Genomic DNA, 22611 nt, shown 5'->3' on the forward strand with positions numbered 1-22611 from the left:
CTGCGTCGCAGTTCTTCACTGCCCGTTCTGTACGTCTGGAGTTCTCTCAATGCCCTCGCCCAAATCCCTGCCCACTGCGTTGTTGGGCCTGGCCCTTGTCTGTCCGGCCACGGCCTGGGCCGAAGGCCTGGAACTGGGACAGGTGCTGATCGGGGCTGAGGATCGTAGCGACGAAGACTCGTCCATCGAAGACGCCAGGGCCCGGCTTGCCCAGGTGCCCGGCGGTACCAATGTGGTGGATATGCGCCGTCCCCTGCAGGGCCGCGTGGCCAGCAATCAGGATGTGCTGGCTTATCAGCCGGGGATTTATGCCCAGTCGGCGGGCAACGAAGGGGTCAAAATCTCGATCCGCGGATCGGGGATCAACCGTGCGCCGGGCGCCCACGCTTCAGGACTGTACACGATGCTCGACGGCCTGCCGCTGACCGGCCCGGGTGGCACGCCCTATGAGTTGCTGGAACCGCTGTGGCTCGACCATGTGGAAGTGCTGCGCGGTGCCAACGGATTCGACAGGGGTGCACTGGCCTTGGGTGGGGCCATCGATTACGTCAGCCACACCGGCTACGACGCTCCCAGGTTGCAGGTGCGCTACGCGACGGGCAGCCACGGTTATCAGCAACGCCAGGTCAGCTCCGGGCAGGTGCTGGGTGACTTCGACTATTACGTGGCAGTGACCGATGCACACTCCGATGGCTATCAGGACCACACGGCCAGCGAAAGCCAGGGGGTCATCGCCAACTTCGGCTACCGCTTCAACCCGAACCTGGAAACGCGTTTCTATCTGCGCCACCGCCAGACCGACAACGACCTCGCCGGGCGGGTGACCAAGCATTCCATCGAACACGATCCACGGGCAGCCAATCCCGCCTACGTAGCGCGGGACGACAGCCGTGACCAGCCGGGCAGCACCTTTATCGGCAACAAGACCACCTTCTACCTCGATGACGACTCAAGCATCCAGACCGGCCTTGTCTACCACGACTATCCCATGGACTTGCGTGAAGGCCCCAACCGCCTGAAGGTGGCCTACACGGATGTCAGCGGCACATTCGACTACAAGCGTCGCGATACCCTCTGGGGCCTGGAAAGCCACAGTACGGTGGGTTTGCGCGTGACCAAACACCTGCCCAATGATGGGGCCAGCGAATTTGTACGTATCCCCACCGGCAACACCGCCGGCTATGCACCGGGTACGCACATTCGCGACTTCACCTACCAGGGCTCGGACAGCGTCCTGCATGTTGGCAATGACCTGGAGATCGCCGACGACCTGTGGCTGACCACCGGCCTCGCTGCCATTTACACCCGTCGTGAAAGCGCGGTGACTTACCCCGACGGGGGCGGCAAGACCAGTATGGGCGACTGGGACTATGCGCCACGGGTGGGCCTGCGCTATCAACTGACCCCTGACCTGCAATTGTTCGGCAATCTCAGCCGTTCGGTCGAAGCACCACACCCGTGGTCGCTGATCTACAGCGCCAACCAGAGGTTCCCGGCCGGCAGTGGCCCCGCCACGGGTGCGCAACGCGTTCCCATCGAACTGCAAAACCAGACCGCGACCACCCTGGAACTCGGCGGCCGCGGCGACAGCACGCTGGGTCAATGGAGCCTGGCCTGGTACTACGCCCAAGTGCGCCACGAATTGCTCTCGGTGTTGCCGGATGCCAACGCCACCACGCCCTACGAGCTCAACGCCAGCCCCACCGTGCACCAGGGCGTGGAAGCCAGCTTGCAGAGTCTCCTGTGGTCACGGGCCGATGGCGGCCAGTTGAGCTTGCGCCAGAGCTATACCTTCAGTGACTTCCACTACCGCGACGACGACCGCTTCGGCGACAACCGCCTGCCGGGACTGCCGATGCACTACTACCAGGGCGAACTGCGCTACGACTGGCCCCAGGGTTTCTTTGCCGCGCTCAACACCCAGCTGGTGTCGAAGGTGGCGGTGGATTACGCCAACAGCTACTACGCCGATCCCTATGCCCTGTTCGGCGCGACCCTGGGCTACAACGCGCCCAAGGGCGACTGGCAGACGTGGGTGGACATGCGCAACCTGACGGACAAACACTACGCCGCCACCGTCACGCCGGGCTACGACGACAAAGGGCTGGACGCGGCACGCTCCACGCCGGGCGAGGGTTTGGGCGTTTATGTCGGGGTGTCGTGGAGTCTGCTCTGAGGCCTGGGTAGAACATCCAACACAGGCCCTGTAGGGGCTGGCTTGCCAGCGAAAGCGATGTGTCAGGCATCGGTGAGGGTGGATGTACCGGCCCCTTCGCTGGCAAGCCAGCTCCCACAGTGATTTGGGGGTGTCGCCTGTTTTTCTGACCAACACCGGCCCTGTAGGAGCTGGCTTTGCCAGCGAAAGCGGTGTGTCAGGCATCAGTGATGGTGAATGTGCCAGCGAAAGCGGTGTGTCAGGTAACGATGATGCAGGATGTGCCGGCCCCTTCGCTGGCAAGCCAGCTCCTACAGTGATTTGGGATGTTCGCCTGTTTTCCTGACCAACACCGGCCCTGTAGGAGCTGGCTTTGCCAGCGAAAGCGGTGTGTCAGGCATCGACGATGGTGGATGTGCCGGCCCCTTCGCTGGCAAGCCAGCTCCTACAGTGATTTGGGATGTTCGCCTGTATTTCTGACAAACACAGCCCCCCGTAGGAGCTGGCTTTGCCAGCGAAAGCGGTGTGTCAGGTAACGATGATGTAGGATGTGCCGCCCGCTTCCCGGGCAAGCTCGCTCCCACGGTCATTTCGGCTAACCTCTCAGTGCATCGACCCAACTTGCGCAAATAAAACGGAGAACTTCCATGCTCAAGCGTACCCTGGCATTAGCCATCGGCTTGACCCTGTCTGTTTGCAGCGTGCTCACGCAGGCCGCTGACACCCTGAAAGTCAGCGCAATTCCCGATGAGGCACCGACCGAACTGCTGCGCAAATTCAAGCCGCTGGGTGCGTACCTGGAACAGCAATTGGGCATGAAGGTCGAGTTCGTGCCGGTGAGCGACTACCCGGCCGTGGTCGAGGCGCTGGCTACCGACCGCATCGACCTGGCCTGGCTCGGGGGTTTTACCTTCGTGCAGGCCCGCCTGAAAACCGGCAATGCCATTCCGTTGGTACAGCGTGAGCAGGACGCGAAGTTCACCAGCAAATTCATTTCCGCCGACCCGAACGTCAAATCCCTCGCCGACCTCAAGGGCAAGTCCTTCGCCTTCGGCTCGGTGTCCTCCACGTCGGGTAGTCTGATGCCGCGTTATTTCATGCTCAAGGACGGCATCAAGCCGGAAAGCTACTTCAGTCGCGTGGGCTATTCCGGTGCCCACGACGCCACGGTCGCCTGGGTACAGGCCGGCAAGGTCGATGCCGGCGTCCTGAATGCCAGCGTGTGGGAAAAACTGGTCGCCGCCGGCAAGGTCGACACCGACAAGGTCAAGGTGTTCGCCACCACTCCGGCCTACTTCGATTACAACTGGACCGTACGCGGCACCCTCGATCCGGCGCTCGCCAACAAAATCAAGGCAGCCTTCCTGGCCCTCGATCCGGCGAAGCCCGCGGACAAGGAGATCCTGGATCTGCAGGCCGCCAGCCGCTTCATCGAAACCAGCCCCGAGAACTACAAGGGCATCGAGGAAGCCGCACGCGCCGCCGACCTGCTCAAATGACCTTGCAGTTGACCGGGGTCAGCCTGACCCATGCCAACGGCGTCCAGGCATTGCGTGACGTGGACCTGCACATCGGTGCCGGCGAACAGGTCGCCATCATTGGTCCGTCCGGTGCCGGCAAGTCGAGCCTGCTCAATCTGCTGGCCACTGCCCTGCGCCCCGGCAGCGGCGAGTTGCAAGTCCTGGGCGAACGCGCCTGGAAGTTGTCGGCCCGTCAGCGCCAGCGCCTGCGCGCCCGTATCGGCCTGGTGCATCAATCGCCTCCCCTGCCCCCACGCCAGCGGGTCGTCACGGCGGTGCTGGCCGGCAAGCTGGGCCAGTGGAGCCTGGGCCGCAGTCTGCTGAATCTGCTGCATCCGGTGGACATTCCGGGCGCCCGTGCGGCACTGGCCCGGCTGGACCTGAGTGACAAGCTGTTCGCGCAGTGCCAGCAACTGTCCGGAGGCCAGCTCCAGCGTGTCGGCGTAGCCCGGGTGCTTTATCAGGCGCCCGAGGTGTTGCTGGCCGATGAGCCGGTGTCGGCCATGGACCCGGTGCTGGCCGGGCACACGCTGTCGGTGCTCTGCCGCCACGCCCGGGAACACAACGTCACCCTGGTCGCCAGCCTGCATGCGGTGGAACTGGCCCTGGCGCATTTTCCGCGGATCATCGGCCTGCGTGATGGGCAGATCCTGTTCGACCTGCCGGCCAGCGAAGTCGACCACGAGCTGCTCGACAAGCTCTACGCCAACGAGCAACTGCAATCGCCACCGACGCCTGCGCCCCCCTTGAGCGTGCAGATCCCCCGATGCTGACCCGCGATTCCCGAGACCCGGCCACTTGGCCCCGCCTGCTGCTCAGTCTGCTGGCCCTTGCGCTGTTGTGGCCCGGCATCCGCTTTAGCGAACTGGACCTGGGCGTGTTGCTGGCGACCGACAGCCAGAGCGAAATGGGCCGTTTCGTGGCAACCTTCTGGCCACCAGCCCATGGTGAAGAATTCCTCCAGCTGCTGTGGCAAGCCACCTTGCAAACCCTGGCCATCGCCACCGCCGGCATGGCCCTGGCCTTGCTGTTGGCGGTGCCCGCCAGCCTGCTGGCCAGTCGGGCGCTGTCGCTGTCGGCGGCCTCTCGCGCCGGCCGCCCCGGTTACCTGGGCCGCCTGCTGCGCTGGCCAGTGCGTGGCTTGCTGATCTTCCTGCGCAGCGTGCCGGAAATCGTCTGGGCCCTGTTGTTCGTACGCGCCGTCGGTCTTGGTCCGACCGCTGGGGTGCTGGCCATCGCCATTACTTACAGCGGTATGCTGGGCAAGGTCTATGCAGAGATTTTCGAATCGGTGGACCAGCGTCCGGCCCACGCACTGCTGCAAGCCGGTAGCGGTCGGCTCGCATCGTTTTGCTACGGCATCCTGCCCAACGTCGCGGCGGAACTGCTGTCGTACACGGTGTATCGCTGGGAGTGCGCCATCCGTGCGTCAGTCGTGATGGGCTTCGTCGGTGCCGGCGGCCTGGGCCAGCAAATGGACCTGTCGCTGCGCATGTTCGCCGGCGGGGAAGTGGCCAGTCTGTTGCTGACCTTTGTGCTGCTGGTGCTGCTGGCCGATCAGCTCAGCCGCCTGTTGCGCTGGAGACTGCAATGAATCGCCTGATCAATCTGGCCCTGCTGCTGTGCATCGGCGTCGCGGTGGTCGCATCGTTCAGCTATCTGGGCATCGACCTCGGCGCACTGGGTGGCAGTGGCAACCTGAAGCAGATGGGCGCCTATGCGCAGCGCTTTCTCAGCCCGGACCTGAGCCCGGCGCATCTCCAGGCCATCGCCCATGGTGCCCTGGAAACCATGGCCATGTCCGCCCTGGGCACCCTGCTCGCGGCGGTGTTCGGTCTGATATTGGCGCTGCCGGCGGCCGGGCGGTTCGGCTGGCCGTTCAAGAGCGCGTCGCGCCTGGTGCTCAACGCCCTGCGGGCGATCCCGGAACTGGTATGGGCCGCGTTGATGGTCCTGGCCGCCGGGCTCGGCCCGAATGCCGGCACCCTGGCCTTGGCCCTGCACACCACCGGCGTACTCGGCCGGTTATTCGCCGAAGCACTGGAAAACACCCCGCCACAACCCGCCGACGCGATCCGCCTGCAAGGCAGCAACGCCCTGTGGGCGTTCTGTTACGGCACCCTGCCCAACCTGTTGCCTCAGTTGCTCGCCTACGTCCTGTACCGTTGGGAAAACAATATCCGCATGGCCAGCGTGCTCGGCTTCGTCGGCGCCGGCGGTCTGGGGCAGATGTTGTATGTCAGCCTCAGCCTGTTCCAGGAAGCCCAGGCCAGCACCGTGATCCTGGCGATGCTGTTGCTGGTGTTCGCCGTCGACTCGCTGAGCAGCTGGAGCCGACAGCGCTGGGTCAAGGCCTGACGTCAGGCTTCGCTGATCTGGTTGACGCTGGTGATCTGCCGGTTCCAGATCATCTCGTAGTGGGCGGTCTGGACAATCGACAACACTGGCCTTGGGGTCATCAACGCCCAGCAATGGCTGCCCTGCCGGCGAACGGAGTGGTAACGCAGGCCGGGGCATCGGGCCTGCCTGATGGCGTTGCCGAATCCATGGGAATGGGTGTAATCGTCAGGATCGTAGATCGGATCGGTGATCGAAATGGCCGTCGCGTCTTTCATCGCCTTGTCGACAAAAGCACAGGACAGGCCGCGAAAAACAAAGCGCTCATAGTTGAGGTTGTGCACGTTCGACCAGTACAGCGTTTGATGATGCTGCACCTCGGCCAGCGCCGTATCCATGGAGTCGGCCAGGTACAACACGCCATAGCGGCCATCGCTGAAGCGCGATCCCGCCGGGTTGACGTGGGTAAAGGGCGCGGTCGCGTACGAACAACCGGGAATACCGAACGGGATCTCGCTGCGGGCGATCAACTCCAGTTGCCCGACCTCGTTTTTCAGTCGTGGATTGGTGAGCGCCTGGATCTCGTACAACACCTCGAATTCATCCGCATCGGCCACGTCATCAAACATCGCTATCGGCGGAAACTTCGAATTGACCAACCGGTAGGCCTGCAGCGACTCTCCGGCGAACGCCGGCAGCTGGTTGACCCTCACCATTGCGCGCCTCGCAGCGCGTCGATTCGCCGAAACGTCTCGTACAGCGAGATCATGTCCCCCTGGGCCATGATCTCCAGCGGGGTCCGCCCGTTGAAAAACTCGTTGTCGTTGGCCATCGACACAAAACCGTAGACGTTTTGCGGGTTATCGAAGATCAGGCGCAAGGTGGCGTGAATGTTCAGCACAAAGCTGATGCGCTGCATCTGGTCCGCATCCAGGGCCACGGCCCAGTCGGGATCACGCTGCCTGGCGCGGGTGTAGGTGCTGCGGGAAATGCGCAGGACGTGGCAGGCCTGTTCGCTGGAGGCCGCCCATTTTTCGAGTATGCCGACAGCGGCGCGCAGGCCGGTCACGCACTGGTTCTTGGTAAACCCCTGCTGCACTTGAAGGGCGAGTGGCATGTCCGGTCTCTCATCTTGAATCCACAGACTCATAAATAGGCTTATTGAGTCCATAGATCAAGATGACATCGACCAGCGGCAATCCCCCCGGCCCCTAGGCACTCAACCCGATCCACCCCTGTACACCGACATACAGCCCAACGCCGATGATCAACACGCTGGACAGGTAAGGCGCACGACGAGCCACCGTGCCCAACCATGGCCAGCGGCTGGCGGCCTGATTGGCGCCAATGGCCGCCGCCGCGCCAACCGATACCAGCGTCAACGCCAGGCCGATACTGAAGCACAGGACAAGCATGCCCCCCAGGGCGATTTCCTTGACCTGAAGGCAAAGCAGCAAAACAGTGATTGCCGCCGGGCACGGGATCAGCCCCCCCGTCAGGCCGAACAGGATGATCTGGCCAGTCGTGACTTCGCGATTGGTAAAGCGCCTGCGGATATCATTGGCATGGGCGCGCTCGTGGGCGTCCTGATAACCGTCGATCGACAGTTCCAGGCCTTGCAGGTCGGGATGCGCATGCCCGTGGGCATGCTCCCGGTAACTCAAGTCATAGTCATGGGAATGCCCGGCATGCCCAAGACTCAAGCGAACATCGAACTCATGCGGCTCGGGGATATCGGTCGTCGATTGCAGCCAGCCACCCTGCTCGACAAATGCGAACGCCTGAGTGCTGCCGTCCGGACGAGTCGTCAGCAGACGCACGTCGGCGGCAGGCCAGGCATGCCCGCTCAATGCTTTCAGACGCCAGTGCGGCGGCATGCCTGTCTCGAAAATCGACAGCTCAACCCGACCATGGCCGGTATCGATTCGCTGAGTTTCATCATGATGATCGTGGCCATGCTCACCGTGGTGGTGATCATCGCCTTGCTCGAACTTGAACATCCGCTCGCCACGCCAGGTGCGCCATAACATCCACAGTGCAATCAGGATGATCATTGCGGCGGACGCGAGCTGAAAGTAAGGCTCGGTGGCCCGGGCGTTCAGGCCAGCGCCCAGATACATGCCACCGATGGCGACCAGCCACACCACCGCCGTGTGCGAAAGCGTTGCGGCCAGCCCCAACAACACCGCCTGTTTGACCGAACCACGGATGGCCACAATGAAGGCCGCCATCAGGGTCTTTGAATGCCCCGGCTCAAGCCCGTGCAACGCACCCAGCAATATCGCACTGGGGAAATAGAGCCACGCATGGGCACTACCCTGCTGCAGCAATTCCGCAAAATCTGTCATGACCGGGCCTACTTCGAATAACGACGGATGGCTTCAAGCAACTCGGCAACGCCCTTGGCGCGCTCTTCGTCACTCAACTCAGGATTGGCGACATGTGCATGCGCGTGAGCTTCGATGATTTCATCCATCAGCCCGTTCATGGCCCCACGGGTAGCAGCCGCCAGGTGCAGCGTTTTCGCACAGTCCGCATCGGCCTCCAGCGCCCGCTCTATCGCCTGTACCTGCCCGGCAATGCGCCGAACCCGTTTCAGCAAGTCATCCTTTTGCCCATGAACATGAGACATACCATACCCCCCCTACCTATATATAACGCGCATGGTCACTCAGATTCATTGCCATCGCAAGCCCAGGGTCCGCGTTTGTGAATTGCCGCCGGAGAACTCCAGGCAAGGTTCCGTGCGTCTATTCACCCCACCCATGCCTTAGCCCCGTGCCATGCTGATGACCAATGACCTCTTCGCGTATGCCTCAGGGACAAAGAACATGAACCCCAGATGCGCGCTCGTCCTCGCCCTGTGGCTTTGCACCCTGCTCACGGCCTTCGCCGATGACGCCGTCCGCCCCTTCCACGTCGCCGTCGAGGAGAAGGCACTGGCCGACCTGCGCCAGCGCATCGCAGCCACCCGCTGGCCGGACAAGGAGACTGTCGACGATGCTTCTCAGGGTGCGCAGTTGGTGCAACTACAAGCGTTGATACGTTACTGGGGCACGGATTACGACTGGCGCAAGGCCGAAGCGCAGCTCAATGCCTTGCCGCAATTCGTCACGACCATCGACGGCGTCGACATCCATTTCATCTGGGTACGCTCGCCGTCCCCGAACGCGTTGCCCATGATCATGACCCACGGCTGGCCCGGCTCGGTGTTCGAATTCATCAAGGTCATCGGTCCCCTCTCCGACCCTGTGGCTCACGGCGGCAACGCCGGCGATGCCTTTGACCTGGTGATCCCCTCCATTCCCGGCTACGGCTTTTCGGGCAAGCCCGGTGGCACCGGCTGGGATCCGGATCGCGTTGCACAGGTCTGGGCGCAATTGATGCAGCGCCTCGGTTACCCGCGGTACGTCGCCCAGGGAGGCGACTGGGGCGGGCCGATCACCGGCGCCATGGCGCGTCAGGCGCCGCCGGGGTTGCGCGGCATTCACCTTAATCTGCCGGCGACGATACCACCCGAAGCGGGTGCTGCGCTGGCAGTTGCCGGGCCCGCACCGGCGGAGTTTTCCGCCCAGGAACGCGCGACCTACGAGGCCGTGGCCGCCTTGATCAAACAGGGCAACCTGGCCTACAGCGCCATGATGGCTGCCCGACCTCAGGCAATCGGCTACGGCGTGGCGGACTCCCCGGTGGCCCTCGCCGCGTTCCTGCTGGTGCACCCGGGGTTTTCCCGATGGCGTTACGGCGCTGACCCGCAACAGTCACCGACCCGGGATCAAGTGCTGGACGACATCACCCTGTACTGGCTGACCAACAGCGGTGCTTCGTCAGCCCGGCTGTACTGGGAAAACAAGGGACGCAGCCCACTGTCGGCCAGCGCCCAGAAGACCGCCGAGATCTCGCTGCCGGTGGCGATAACAGTGTTTCCGGACGACGTCTATTGCCCGCCGGAGAGCTGGGCCCGGCGCGCCTACAAAAACCTGATTTACTTTCGCCAGGCCGAAAAAGGTGGCCATTTTGCTGCCTGGGAACAGCCACAGCTGTTTACCGAAGAAGTGCGCACGGCGTTCCGTTCGTTGCGTTGAGGGATGGCAAAAATCCAAATGTGGGAGCGAACCTGTTCGCGAATACGGCCTGGCATCCCCCCATGATGTCGTCTGACAGGGCCCCTTCGCGAGCAGGCTCGCTCCCACAGTTGATCGTAATCTCCTGTGGGAGCGAGCCTGCTCGCGATGGACGACAACGATAACGCGTGCTGTCTGAATGATCGCCTTGTCCAGGTTTTTTCGTCGGAGCACCGCCCGGAGCAAGCTTGCTCCTACTCCTACTCCGACACCACAACCTGATTACGCCCCCGGGCCTTGGCCCGATACAGCGCTCTATCGGCATTGCTCATCAAACCATGCAGATCCTTGTCACTGGAATCCATGGCCGCCACCCCGACGCTGGCCGTTATGCAGTGCACCGGCCCGGTCATCAGCCCGGCAATGGAGTGAACCAGTTCCTCGGCAATGTTCTGCGCGGTCTCAAGAGACGTTTCCGGCAGCAGCACCGCAAATTCCTCGCCACCCAGCCGTCCGTACACGTCGGTTTCGCGAAATGACCGGCAGATCACCACCCCCATTTGCCGCAACACCTGGTCGCCGACCTGATGCCCATAGGTGTCGTTGATGTGTTTGAAGTGATCCATGTCCAGCATCACCGCACACAGCGGCAACTGATAGTTCTGGCAATGGTTATAGAGGCGCTGGGCATGTTCGAAAAACGCCCGGCGATTTTTCAGGCCCGTCAGTTCATCGGTTTGTGCGGCGCGGGTGGAAATGCTGTGCGCCAACTCCATTTCACGGGTCAGGCGGAACGCCGTTTCCAGGGCATCGGACAGCTTGCGCGTCGCGCTGCACACAAAGGACGCGAACACCAGGACCGCCAGGCCCATGCCGAGCTGAAGGGTCGACGACTGGAACAACAGCCAGAGGGTACAGGGCAACAACACAAGCGCGATGGACACCACCGTCATGTAGCGATAGGCCGAGTAGCAGGACACCGCGCTGACGGACATACCGACGGTAAACAACATGACCAGCGCCTGGGCCAACAGGTCGTTGGCCGGCATGACCGCCAGCGCGCCCCCACCCCAGATGCCGGCGGACAGTACCAGGGTGACCAGGTAGATGCGTTCCCAGCGTTGCGGTGTGCGCGCCGCTTCCGGGCTGTGGAAATAGACCAGGAACATCGTGATGCGCACCAGCGTCGAGGCCGTCAGCAGGGCCACCCACCAGGCAACGACGGTATGGTCGAAACGTTCCCAGCACAGCCAGCACAGCATGACCAGCGCCAGGAAACTGCCAAAAACCGCTGTTACCGATTGGCGAAACAGCTGTTGCAATCGGTCTGTACGCACCTGCTGGGCGATGAAGCGTTCCTGCTCGTGCCGAAATCCAAGGCCATCCATAGTGTTCGCCTGATAATGCTGCGGTGACGTGAACTATTGTGGCACATCGTTCACGAGCGCCTGCAAAACTCTGTGCTCGCTTGAAAGATTTCGCCTATCGGCAATCAATACTCGCGCTATTAGCTGACTTGCCAATCGGGGTCTAGCCTTACTGGCGTCGGCGAAGTCTGGCCGGCACAGACCTGATGCGAAGATAAGAATGAGTCAGAAACTGACCAGGCGTAGTGTGGGCCGTCATGATGGCAATTTGATTGCCACTGACAGCAATGCCCGCGTGACCGCATCGATCAGAGGATCGAAAAGTGGGTCCGCAAACCTGAGTCATTGATTCCGCTCGCTTCTATTGCAGGCCCGTACCGGGCCGGAAAGCTGAATGAACTCGACCGAGGGTAGCTCAGACATGGCAAATGAATCGAAATGCCCGTTCAATCATGCCGCCGGCGGTGGCACAACGAACCGCGACTGGTGGCCTAACCAACTGAATCTGAAGATCCTGCACCAGCACTCGTCCCTGTCCGACCCCATGGACGAGGGCTTCAACTACGCCGAAGCCTTCAAGAAGCTGGATTTTGCGGCAGTCAAAAGAGACCTGACTGCGCTAATGACCGACTCGCAAGACTGGTGGCCGGCCGACTTCGGTCACTACGGCCCGCTGTTCATCCGCATGGCCTGGCATGCCGCCGGCACTTACCGCACCGGTGACGGCCGCGGTGGCGCCGGTTCCGGCCAGCAACGCTTCGCGCCGCTCAACAGCTGGCCGGACAACGTCAGCCTCGACAAGGCTCGCCGGCTGCTCTGGCCGATCAAGCAGAAGTACGGCCGCAACATTTCCTGGGCCGACCTGATCGTGCTCACCGGCAACGTCGCACTGGAGTCCATGGGCTTCAAGACCTTTGGCTTCTCCGGTGGTCGTCCGGACGTGTGGGAGCCGGACGAGGACGTGTACTGGGGCTCGGAAAACAAATGGCTGGGCGGCGACGTCCGTTACGACAAGGGGCAAAAACCCGTACAAGCACCCGGCGATGTTCCACTGGTGGCCGAACCCGGGAAAAACGAGGACAGCCGTACCGACCAGGGCCGTAACCTGGAAAACCCGTTGGCCGCCGTGCAGATGGGTCTGATCTATGTGAACCCGGAAGGTCCGGAGGGCAATCCCGATCCGGTCGCCGCCGGCCTGGACATCCGCGAGACGTTCGGCCGGATGGCCATGAATGACGAAGAAACCGTGGCGCTGATCGCCGGCGGTCACGCCTTCGGTAAAACCCACGGTGCCGGTCCTGCCGATAACGTCGGGGCCGAACCGGAAGCCGCGGGCCTGGAGCTGCAGGGGCTGGGCTGGAAAAACAGCTTTGGCACCGGTAAAGGCGCCGACACCATCACCAGCGGCCTGGAAGTGACCTGGACCACAACGCCGACCAAGTGGAGCAACAACTTTCTGGAGAACGTGTTCGGCTTCGAATGGGAACTCTCAAAAAGCCCGGCCGGCGCAAACCAGTGGGTTCCGAAAAACGGTGCGGGTGCCGGCATTATTCCGGACGCCCACGACCCGTCCAAGCGCCGCAACCCAACCATGCTGACCACCGACCTGGCCCTGCGCTTCGACCCGATCTACGAGCCGATTTCACGCCGCTTCCTGCAAAACCCGGATCAACTGGCCGACGCCTTCGCCCGCGCCTGGTACAAACTGATCCACCGTGACATGGGGCCACTCTCGCGCTACCTCGGCCCGGAAATGCCCAACGAGGAACTGCTGTGGCAAGACCCGATTCCGAAGGTCGACCATGCCCTGGTCAACGACAGTGACGTCGCCGCGCTCAAAAGCAAAGTGCTGGCTTCGGGCCTGTCGGTCTCGCAGCTTGTTTCAACGGCTTGGGCGGCAGCTTCTACCTTCCGTGGTTCCGACAAACGCGGCGGTGCCAACGGTGGACGGCTGCGCCTGGAGCCACAGAAATCCTGGGCCGCCAACCAACCTGAACAACTGACCAACGTACTGGCGAAACTCGAAGGCATCCAGAAGGAATTCAACACCGGCGGCAAGAAAATCTCGCTGGCGGACCTGATCGTGCTGGCCGGGTGTGCCGGCGTCGAACAGGCGGCGAAAAATGCCGGGCAAACCGTCACAGTGCCTTTCACACCGGGGCGGATGGACGCGAGCCAGGAACAGACGGACGTCGAGTCTTTCGGCTTCCTCGAACCCATCGCCGATGGCTTCCGCAACTACCTGAAAACCCGTTACCGCGTAACGGCCGAGCACTTGTTGATCGACAAGGCGCAGTTGCTGACCCTGACTGCACCGGAAATGACCGCGCTGATTGGCGGTCTGCGCGTGCTCGACACCAACGTCGGACAAACCGCCCACGGCGTCTTCACCACCCGCAAGGGCGCGTTGACCAACGACTTCTTTACCAACCTGCTGGACATGGGCGTGGAATGGAAACCCACCTCGGACACCAATGAGGAATTCGAAGGTCGCGACCGCAAGACCGGCCAGCCAAAATGGACCGCCAGCCGCGTGGACCTGGTCTTCGGCTCCAACGCACAACTGCGGGCCCTGGCGGAGTTCTATGCCAGTTCCGACAACAAGGAGAAATTCGTGAAGGACTTTGTGGCGGCGTGGACCAAGGTGATGAACCTGGATCGCTTTGACCTGAAGTGAAATAGCAGGCAGGACCATTGGCCACCCCGGCATTCAATGCCGGGGTGGCCATTTTATTTCTCGGACCTGACGACAGCTTCTACAAGGGATCAATCTGATCCAGCACCCGATTCGCCGTGATCTCCGCCAACATGATGCTGTTGGAAATCCCCAGCAGCGCATTGCGCGATCCACCGTCCAGATGATCCACCAACTGATGGACCATCACATCCACCGAAGCCAGCGTCTCGACCAGATAAACCACCAGGGTTTCGATCGTGGTCTCCGGGTTCACGGTAAACAGGGTGCTGGGTGTACGCGGGGTGGCTTTGATGTCGGCGGTCGAGGGGAAGTGGAAATCGAGGGCGCGTTCGGCGCCTTCGTTGAGTTTTTTTGAATCGGGGTCGTAAGGAGATGTGGGGTCGGTGTCCGGGGGATTGGGTGTTGGTTTGAACATGGATGAAGCTCCTGGATATGAATGAGGAGTCACCATCCTTCGCTACCAAACGAGGGTGGTGGCCATACACAGGTTGGTAGACCGGTCCAGGAACCCGGCGCATCCGAAGACGCCCTGCGCACGGCCACCATAAAAGCAGAGTTGAATCAGCCTCTGCAAAAGGCAGCACTGCGCACCTGAAAAAACCGGGCTACCAAACCCGATCGCTGTTTTCAGCGACCGGCAAACGATAGAACCCGGGTCCCAGGCGTACAAGCCAGCGGATTCTGGCGTAACCGTAGGCAACGACGCAAGGTTTTGTAGCTTTCAGGAAATGAGTGCGAGACCCGTTAAACACACGGTTTCTGATGATGTTTAAAAAGTAGATGAACGCCCTGACTGCAGGAGCGAGTTCGCTCGCGAACATCGTCCAATCACCTCAAGGCGAGTGAAAGGAAGTAGCGGTAATCTTTGTGATGCATCAAGGCAAAATAATCTGAAACTGGAGCAGCGTGGGTGATGTACCAGGCGAGGTCTCTGCTTCATCTGCAACACTCCTTCTGCTTACACAGAATTTAGTTGTGTTGCATCGACCGGTTGAATCCACAGCCAATAGCGGTCACTCATTGATTAAAAAACCGAAGCAATTCACTGATAGCCCATTAGTAGCTTCATGTGTCTTACAACTCCAAAAACAGGCACAAACTCCGCACTCGAATACACCATAGTTCTACCGTTAATCGCCTTATTGACCCTCCATTCAAGCCTTCTACCTAGCAACGCTCTCGTCTGGGCTATCGTCGATAGGGTTGCCGATACGCGTCGAACACATCCGGGATACCGCCGCACTCAAGCCGGCAACAATCTGCATAGAGGCAGGACTGAACAAAATATCAGTTGCAGCATGCGATCCACCGGCAAAGGAGCAAGTCAAATGACATGCGTACGCAAGTGGCTTCCCAAAATCGCCCTCGTGGCGACCTCGCTCTTCACGTTATCAGGGACCGCTATAGCGGCCGACAAACCCAACATTCTGGTGATCTTCGGCGACGACATCGGTCAGACCAACATCAGTGCCTACGCCGACGGCGTGGTGGGCTATGAAACGCCGAACATTGATCGAATTGCCAAGGAGGGCATGAAATTCACCGATTACTACGCCGAGAACAGTTGCACGGCAGGACGCTCGACCTTTATTACGGGGCAGTCGCCCCTGCGCACAGGTCTTTCCAAGGTGGGGATGCCAGGCGCGCCAGTCGGTTTGCAAGCAAGGGACGTGACGATTGCCCAGGCGCTCAAGGCCCATGGCTATGCAACCGGGCAATTTGGCAAGAATCACTTGGGGGACAAGGACGAATACCTTCCCACCAACCACGGCTTCGACGAGTTCTTCGGTAACCTCTACCACCTCAATGCCGAAGAGGAGCCTGAGCGCCCCTACTGGCCGAAGAATAATGCGGCATTCCTCAAGGCAGCCTCGCCTCGTGGGGTGATCCATAGTTTCGCCGACGGCAAGATCGAAGACACAGGTGCACTGACCAGCAAACGCATGGAAACCATCGATGACGAGACCACTCAGGCCGCCATCAGCTTCATCGAAAAACAGGCCAAGGCGGACAAGCCCTTTTTCGTCTGGATGAATACCACGCGCATGCATGCTTTCACCCATATACGCGACTCGATGAAAGGCCAGAGCGGCATGGCCGGCAATGATTACGCCGACGGCATGCTCGAACATGACGGCGACGTGGGCAAGCTGCTCAAGAGCATCGACGACCTCAAGCTCGCCGACAACACCATCGTGATCTACACCACCGACAACGGTCCTAACCAGTGGTCCTGGCCGGATGCGGCGACCACACCGTTCCGCAATGAGAAAAACTCCAACTGGGAAGGTGCTTACCGGGTTCCGGCGATGGTCCGCTGGCCTGGGAAGATCAAGGCTGGCGCTGTGTCCAGTCAAATGTTCTCCGGACTGGACTGGTTCCCTACCTTGTTGGCCGCAGCGGGAGACACTGATATCAAGGACCGCCTGCTCAAGGGCACCGATGTCGGAGGAAAGAACTTCAAGGTCCATCTCGATGGTTTCAACCAACTGGACTACTTGACCGGGAAGACCAACCAAAGCGCGCGTAACGAGTTCTACTATTTCAACGATGATGGCGCTCTGGTGGGCATGCGCTACGACAACTGGAAAATCGTCTACTGCGAACAGCGCGCACCGGGCGGGCTGAAGGTATGGAGCGAACCCTTTACCTGCCTGCGCGTGCCGAAGCTATTCAACTTGCGCATGGACCCCTACGAGCGCGCCGATGTGGTGTCTGATCAATACTATGACTGGCTGACAAAGAACGACTACTTGCTGTTTGAGGGAACCCAAAAAGCCGCAGCCTTCTTGCAGACCTTTGTCGATTACCCGCCAAGCCAACGTCCGGCGAGCTTCAGCATCGATCAGATTCGCGAAGAGGTAGACAAGCAGATTGCGGAGAAAATGAAGCAGAAATAGAAAGACCTGCTCTCCAGCGTCCGCCTATAGGCGGACGCTTTCTACTCCAATGCCTTATCTTTCTGAAAAAATAAATCTGTCCCCTTTACGTTTTCTCCGCGCCCCCCCGTTTGGAGAGGGTGAGGAACGACCAAGCGCGGGGCAGTATCCATGCGGGGTGTGCACACGGTTGCACGCAAGAGCGACGGCCACAAGTCGCGTACTCGCGCAGGGATCATTCCATGAATCAACTCGAACAAAGCTTGCCGCTCGCCGGGGCACGTCCTGACGTCGATCTGGCGAGTCTCTATCGCAAGATCATCTGGCGCTTGATGCCCTTTCTGCTGGTCGCGTTCATCATCAACGCCATCGACCGCATCAATATTTCCTTCGCCAAACTGCGCATGGCCGAAGATATCCTGTTGAGCGATGCGGCTTATGGCATCGGCGTCGGGATCTTTTATTTCGGCTATATCCTCTTTGAAGTGCCCAGCAATCTGTACATGCAGCGCGTCGGTGCGCGGGCCACGCTCACCCGGATCATGGTGCTGTGGGGTGCGGTCACCGTAGCGACTGCGTTTGTCACGACGGCCAACCAGCTCATCGCCGCACGCTTTCTGCTCGGCATGGCGGAGGCCGGTTTCTTTCCCGGTGTGATCCTGTACCTGACTTACTGGTTTCCTGCCGCCTTGCGTGGTCGCATTACGGCAGCCTTCATGATGTCGGGCGTCGTCGCCGGGATCATTTGCGGCCCCCTGGCCGGTGCGATCATGACCCATCTCCACGGCTGGTTGGGGTTGCATGACTGGCAGATGCTCTTCGTTCTCACGGGCATCCCGGCCATTGTGCTCGGCCTGTTCGGCTGGTTCTGGCTGACCGACACACCGGGGCAAGCCAAGTGGCTCAGCCCGGAACAGAAACAGACGCTGGCCACTGCGCTGGCAACCGAGCCCGGCAAGACCCAGGGCGGTTTTAGCCAGGTGCTGCGCAACCCCAGGCTGTATATCGCCGGGCTGGTGTACTTCTGCATCTACAGCGGTTCGAACACGGTGTCCTACTGGATGCCCACGTTGATTCGCGACTTTGGCCTGACCGACCTGAAAACCATCGGCATGGTCACCAGCCTGCCCTACCTGAGCGCAATGGCAGGCATGTACCTGCTCGGCCGCAGCTCCGATCGCCATCTGGAACGACGCTGGCACCTCGGTCTGACGATGTTGGTCAGCGCCGGCAGTTTCGCCCTGCTCGGCTTTGCCCAGGGCAACGCCATGCTGTCGATAGCGCTTCTGACGCTGGGCGCGGCGGCGGCCTTGTCCGCTGTACCACTGTTCTGGACGATTCCGCCGGCCTTCCTCAACGCAGCCGGTGCCGCGGGCGGGATTGCCATCATCAGCAGCCTTGGCAGCCTGGCCGGTGTCACCAGCCAGGCCATGGTCGGCGCGATCAAGACCTCGACCGGCGACCTGTACCTGGCGTTCGACGTGATCGCCACTTTGCTCGTGCTGGGTGCCTTGGCACTGCTGATCGGAATTCCCGCATACAGCCTCAATGAGCGTCGCCATCAGAAACCGACCAAGGAACAAGCATGAACGAGAATTCGCTGAACGGCGCCGAAAGCCTGGTGCAGACCCTGCTCGACGGCGGCGTGGATACCTGCTTCGCCAACCCCGGCACCAGTGAGATGCACTTTGTCGCGGCCCTGGATCGCATTCCCGGGATGCACTGCGTGCTCTGCCTGTTCGAAGGCGTGGTGACCGGTGCGGCCGATGGCTATGCCCGCATCAAAGGCAAGCCAGCGGCCACCCTGTTGCATTGCGGGCCCGGGCTGGCCAACGGCCTGGCCAACCTGCACAACGCCAAGCGCGCCAACACGCCGGTGGTCAATATCATCGGCGACCAGGCCACTTACCACCGCCCGTTCGACGCCCCGCTGACCGCCGACACCGAGGGCTGGGCCCGGCCGGTTTCGGTGTGGACACGTACCGCCACCACCGCCGCTTCGGTCGGCACGGCAGCCGCCACCGCGATACAGGCCGCCAGTGCCGCACCGGGCGGCGTGGCCAGCCTGATCCTGCCGTCGGACGTCTGCTGGGATGCGGGCGGCCAGGTGGCCAAGCCGCTGGCGCCGATCCCGACGCCCAAGGTCGCGCCGGACGTGGTGGCGCAAATGGCGCGTGTATTGCGCAGCGGCCAACCGACCTTGCTGCTGCTCGCCGGACGCGCGCTGGAACAGGATGCCCTGGGCAGTGCCCACCGCATCGCCGCCGCCACCGATGCACGCCTGCTGTCGACCACCATGAACCCGCGTGTGGCCCGTGGCCGTGGGCGTCTTGCCGTCGAACGCCTACCCTACTTCGGCGACATGGCCCGCACCAAACTGGCAGGCATCGCCAACGTGATTCTGGTCGGTACGCCGGTACCGGCGACGTTCTTCGCCTACCCTGGCAAGTCGCCGCGTCCTTATCCGGACGATGCGGTCGTCCATGTGCTGGCCCGCCCCGAAGAAGACCTGGCCGACGCGCTGGCGCGCCTGGCGGACGAACTGAACGCGCCGCCACTGACATCGACCGCCGCCCTGCCGGCCAACCCTGAACCCGGCAGCGGTGCCATCACCTCCCAGGCCGTGGCGCAAAGCCTTAATGCGCTGTTGCCGGAAAACGCCATCGTCGTTGATGAAAGCGTCAGCTTCGGCCACGCCTTCTATCCCGGCACCCTCAACGCCGCGCCGCACGATTGGCTGCAGGTCACCGGCGGCGCCATTGGTGACGGCCTGCCAATGGCCCTCGGCGCGGCCATTGCCGCCCCGGACCGGCGGGTCGTCGCGCTGCAAGCCGATGGCTCGGGCATGTACACCGTGCAGGCACTGTGGTCGATGGCCCGGGAAAAGCTCGACGTCACCATCGTTGTCCTGGCCAATCGCAAGTACGCCATTCTCCAGCACGAATTGGCGAGCGTAGGCGCCACCACCGGCAAGACCGCGCTGGACATGCTCGATATCGGCAATCCGGACCTGGATTGGGTGAAACTCGCCAACGGCATGGGCGTGGCGGCTGCACGTGTCGACACCCTGGAGCAGTTCAACGAACGCTTTGCCCAGGCCAATCGCACACCCGGCCCCTTCCTGATCGAGTTGGTGATTGCCTGATGATCCGTTCCGGGACGCCCGTCATTACCTCTGTCGAAGACTTGCGTGTGCTTGCCAAGCGGCGCGTGCCGCGCATGTTCTACGACTATGCCGATTCCGGTTCCTGGACCGAATCGACCTATCGTGCCAACAGCGATGATTTCGAACGCATCAAGTTTCGCCAGCGCGTCGCGGTCAACCTTGAAAATCGCACCCTTGAATCCATGATGGCCGGCCAGAAAGTCGCCATGCCGGTCGCCCTGGCGCCCACCGGGCTCACCGGTATGCAGCACGCCGACGGCGAGATTCTCGCGGCCAGGGCAGCCGAGAAGTTCGGCGTGCCTTTCACGCTGTCGACCATGAGCATCTGCTCGATCGAAGACATCGCCGCCCACACCCGCCAACCCTTCTGGTTCCAGCTCTATGTGATGCGTGACCGCGGTTTCATCCGTCAGCTCATCGAGCGTGCCAGGATTGCGCGCTGTTCGGCGCTGGTGCTGACCCTCGACCTGCAAGTACCGGGGCAACGCCACAAAGACATTCGCAACGGCCTCTCGGCCCCTCCCCGGCTCACCCTCCCCAACCTCCTGAACATGATGACCAAGCCCCGCTGGTGCCACGGCATGCTCGGCACGTCGCGGCGCAACCTCGGCAACATTCTCGGGCATGCCAGCGGCGTCAGCGACACGGCCAGCCTGGCGCACTGGGCCGCCCGACAGTTCGACCCGACCCTGTGCTGGGCCGACATCGAATGGATCAAGCAACAATGGGGCGGCACGTTGATCATCAAGGGCATCCTCGATGCCGAAGATGCACGCCTGGCCGTGCAACACGGCGCCGACGCGGTGATCGTGTCGAACCATGGTGGTCGTCAGCTCGATGGCGCACCCTCCTCGATCGCAGCCTTGCCGGCCATCGTCGAAGCGGTCGGTGAGCAGGTCGAAGTGCACATGGACGGCGGCATCCGCTCCGGGCAGGACGTGATCAAGGCACTGGCGCTCGGCGCCAAGGGGGTCTACCTCGGCCGCGCCTTCCTGTACGGTCTGGGGGCAATGGGCGAGGCAGGCGTCAGCCAGTGCCTGGAGATCATCCGCAAGGAACTGGACCTGACCATGGCATTCTGCGGCGTTACGGATGTGCAAAAGGTCAACAGCGGTATCCTGTTGCCCGGCACCTTCGGTTAACCCATCCAGGAAGACTCGAAATGCGCGCCGGCCTTGTGTCAGGCGCGCTCGGTCAAACGCGCTTCCAGTTCCACGATGCGTGCCTGCAGGCGCTCACGTTCGACGCATTCGGCGCTGATGTCTTCGAAGACGCTGATCAGGTGGTCGGGTAAGCCGCTCTGAGGTTGGCGCTGCAGCGAGGTACGCGCCCGGACCCAAAGGTAGCTTCCATCGCGACGGCGCAGGCGTTTTTCAACCACGTAGCGCTCGATATGGCCGGCCAGAAGCTGGTCCAGCAACTGGAGGTTGTTCGGCAGGTCGTCAGGATGGGTGAGTGCCTGGAAGGTCATGCCGTATAACTCATCGGCACTGTAACCCAGCAATTCGCAGAGGCTGCCATTGACCCGTTGCCAGCCGCCATCCAGGCCGATATAGGCCAGGGCGCCCCAGGTCAGCTCGAAGATGGCCCGGAAGCGCTCTTCACTGATGCGCAGTTCTTCTTCGATGATCATGCGCGGGGTGTTGTCCATGCTGATGCCGACGATTTTCACCGTTCGCCCGACCGCATCCCTGACCGCTGTCGCCCGCGAGGAAATCCAGCGCATCTCGCCATCGGGCTGGAAGATCCGGAAGTCGAATTCACAGCCGCTGCCCTCGTTGATGGCGCGTTGGTACATGGCCTGCATCGCGGCGACATCTTCCGGCGGCAGGTGGCGCCAGAAATCCTCGTTGGAATGGACCGGCCAGCCATACACCGTTTCGACGTTGGGTGAATACGTCAGCTCGTCGCTGATCAGGTTCCACTCCCAGGTGACGATGCGTGCGCCTTCCTGGGCCAGCTTCATGCGTTCTTCGCTTTCCATGATCTGGGTGGTGTAGCGGCGGCGCAGGTCAGTCATCGGCAATTCGACAGTTGCGGCGCCCTGCACATCGCGCAGGGCTTCTTCGCCGTAACGCAGCCAGATCCAGTTGACCTTGAGGAAGTCCGCCAGCTTGCGCAGGTTGTCGTAATCGATCTCACCCCCACGGGTCCATTTGTGAACCGACGTGCGCGAGATGCCCAGCGCTGTGCCCACGACTTGCAGCGTCAGCTTGTTGAGTTCGAGCAATTCCTTCAGGCGGAAGGCGAAGCTGTTTTCCGTCATGTTCGGTCCTGTGCGGGGTGCCGGGGACAGCAGTATACACAGGAGTCAACCGTTCCCTGTAGGAGCGAGCCTGCTCGCGATGGTCGTTAACGATGACGCGGGGTGCCTGATTCCCCGCGGCGATCTCAGGTTTTTCGCGAGCAGGCTCGCTCCTACAGG

Annotated in this window: 18 protein-coding genes; 11 read left to right on the top strand and 7 right to left on the bottom strand. The window is 61.6% G+C overall.

Going from position 1 to position 22611, the window contains the following annotated elements; all coding sequences use genetic code 11:
• Positions 1–49: 49 nt before the first annotated feature.
• The 5 genes from BJ917_RS05815 (at position 50) to phnE (ending at position 6033) form a co-directional block, all read left to right on the top strand.
• Positions 50–2176 (top strand): TonB-dependent receptor domain-containing protein, encoded by a 2127-nt coding sequence (locus BJ917_RS05815; RefSeq protein ID WP_121102559.1) that lies wholly within the window; start codon positions 50–52, stop codon positions 2174–2176.
• Between the two features lie 626 nt (positions 2177–2802).
• On the top strand, positions 2803–3654 hold the full coding sequence (locus tag BJ917_RS05820; RefSeq protein ID WP_096512219.1) for a putative selenate ABC transporter substrate-binding protein: 852 nt from the start codon (positions 2803–2805) through the stop codon (positions 3652–3654).
• Complete coding sequence (locus BJ917_RS05825) at positions 3651–4448, top strand: phosphonate ABC transporter ATP-binding protein (protein ID WP_096512220.1); 798 nt, start codon at positions 3651–3653, stop codon at positions 4446–4448. Before BJ917_RS05820 ends, BJ917_RS05825 begins: the two co-directional genes overlap by 4 nt.
• Positions 4442–5269: an ABC transporter permease gene (locus tag BJ917_RS05830; RefSeq protein ID WP_096512221.1), complete on the top strand. Its 828-nt coding sequence runs from the start codon at positions 4442–4444 to the stop codon at positions 5267–5269. The genes BJ917_RS05825 and BJ917_RS05830 overlap by 7 nt, the downstream gene beginning before the upstream one ends.
• Positions 5266–6033 (top strand): phosphonate ABC transporter, permease protein PhnE, encoded by a 768-nt coding sequence (phnE, locus tag BJ917_RS05835; RefSeq protein WP_121102561.1) that lies wholly within the window; start codon positions 5266–5268, stop codon positions 6031–6033. The genes BJ917_RS05830 and phnE overlap by 4 nt, the downstream gene beginning before the upstream one ends.
• A 2-nt stretch (positions 6034–6035) precedes the next feature.
• Here the strand turns inward: phnE and BJ917_RS05840 are convergent, their stop codons facing one another.
• From BJ917_RS05840 to BJ917_RS05855, 4 genes are all read right to left on the bottom strand, one after another.
• Positions 6036–6728: an RES family NAD+ phosphorylase gene (locus BJ917_RS05840; protein WP_121102563.1), complete on the bottom strand. Its 693-nt coding sequence runs from the start codon at positions 6726–6728 to the stop codon at positions 6036–6038.
• Positions 6722–7129: an antitoxin Xre-like helix-turn-helix domain-containing protein gene (locus tag BJ917_RS05845; RefSeq protein WP_096512224.1), complete on the bottom strand. Its 408-nt coding sequence runs from the start codon at positions 7127–7129 to the stop codon at positions 6722–6724. The genes BJ917_RS05840 and BJ917_RS05845 overlap by 7 nt, the downstream gene beginning before the upstream one ends.
• Positions 7130–7223: 94 nt before the next feature.
• Entirely contained in the window at positions 7224–8360 is a 1137-nt protein-coding gene (locus BJ917_RS05850; protein ID WP_121102564.1) for a nickel/cobalt efflux transporter, read from the bottom strand.
• A gap of 8 nt (positions 8361–8368) precedes the next feature.
• A complete protein-coding gene (locus tag BJ917_RS05855) occupies positions 8369–8644 on the bottom strand; it encodes a metal/formaldehyde-sensitive transcriptional repressor (RefSeq protein ID WP_096512226.1) in 276 nt (91 codons plus the stop codon).
• Between the two features lie 199 nt (positions 8645–8843).
• On the opposite strand from BJ917_RS05855, the gene BJ917_RS05860 reads away from it, so the two are divergent.
• The gene (locus BJ917_RS05860; protein WP_121102566.1) at positions 8844–10097 is read left to right on the top strand and encodes an epoxide hydrolase family protein; all 1254 of its coding nucleotides are present in this window, start codon (positions 8844–8846) and stop codon (positions 10095–10097) included.
• Positions 10098–10336: 239 nt separating this feature from the next.
• On the opposite strand, the gene BJ917_RS05865 is transcribed toward BJ917_RS05860, so the two are convergent.
• Positions 10337–11464, bottom strand: coding sequence for a diguanylate cyclase (locus BJ917_RS05865; protein WP_096512228.1), 1128 nt, complete (start codon positions 11462–11464; stop codon positions 10337–10339).
• A 400-nt stretch (positions 11465–11864) separates the two neighbouring features.
• On the opposite strand from BJ917_RS05865, the gene katG reads away from it, so the two are divergent.
• Entirely contained in the window at positions 11865–14120 is a 2256-nt protein-coding gene (gene katG / locus BJ917_RS05870) for a catalase/peroxidase HPI (RefSeq protein WP_121102568.1), read from the top strand.
• Positions 14121–14199: 79 nt separating this feature from the next.
• On the opposite strand, the gene BJ917_RS05875 is transcribed toward katG, so the two are convergent.
• Positions 14200–14556: a DUF6124 family protein gene (locus BJ917_RS05875; RefSeq protein ID WP_121102570.1), complete on the bottom strand. Its 357-nt coding sequence runs from the start codon at positions 14554–14556 to the stop codon at positions 14200–14202.
• Between the two features lie 913 nt (positions 14557–15469).
• Between BJ917_RS05875 and BJ917_RS05880 the strand changes: the two genes are divergently transcribed.
• From BJ917_RS05880 to BJ917_RS05895, 4 genes are all read left to right on the top strand, one after another.
• Complete coding sequence (locus BJ917_RS05880) at positions 15470–17041, top strand: arylsulfatase (RefSeq protein WP_096512235.1); 1572 nt, start codon at positions 15470–15472, stop codon at positions 17039–17041.
• A gap of 221 nt (positions 17042–17262) precedes the next feature.
• Entirely contained in the window at positions 17263–18609 is a 1347-nt protein-coding gene (locus BJ917_RS05885; RefSeq protein ID WP_121102572.1) for an MFS transporter, read from the top strand.
• Complete coding sequence (locus BJ917_RS05890; protein ID WP_218570192.1) at positions 18606–20165, top strand: acetolactate synthase large subunit; 1560 nt, start codon at positions 18606–18608, stop codon at positions 20163–20165. Before BJ917_RS05885 ends, BJ917_RS05890 begins: the two co-directional genes overlap by 4 nt.
• Complete coding sequence (locus tag BJ917_RS05895) at positions 20165–21328, top strand: alpha-hydroxy acid oxidase (RefSeq protein WP_096512237.1); 1164 nt, start codon at positions 20165–20167, stop codon at positions 21326–21328. Before BJ917_RS05890 ends, BJ917_RS05895 begins: the two co-directional genes overlap by 1 nt.
• Before the next feature lie 38 nt (positions 21329–21366).
• Here the strand turns inward: BJ917_RS05895 and BJ917_RS05900 are convergent, their stop codons facing one another.
• On the bottom strand, positions 21367–22452 hold the full coding sequence (locus BJ917_RS05900) for a helix-turn-helix transcriptional regulator (RefSeq protein ID WP_121102575.1): 1086 nt from the start codon (positions 22450–22452) through the stop codon (positions 21367–21369).
• Positions 22453–22611 lie beyond the last annotated feature (159 nt).

Source organism: Pseudomonas sp. WPR_5_2 (genome assembly GCF_003634475.1).
Classification (GTDB): Bacteria; Pseudomonadota; Gammaproteobacteria; order Pseudomonadales; family Pseudomonadaceae; genus Aquipseudomonas; species Aquipseudomonas izuensis.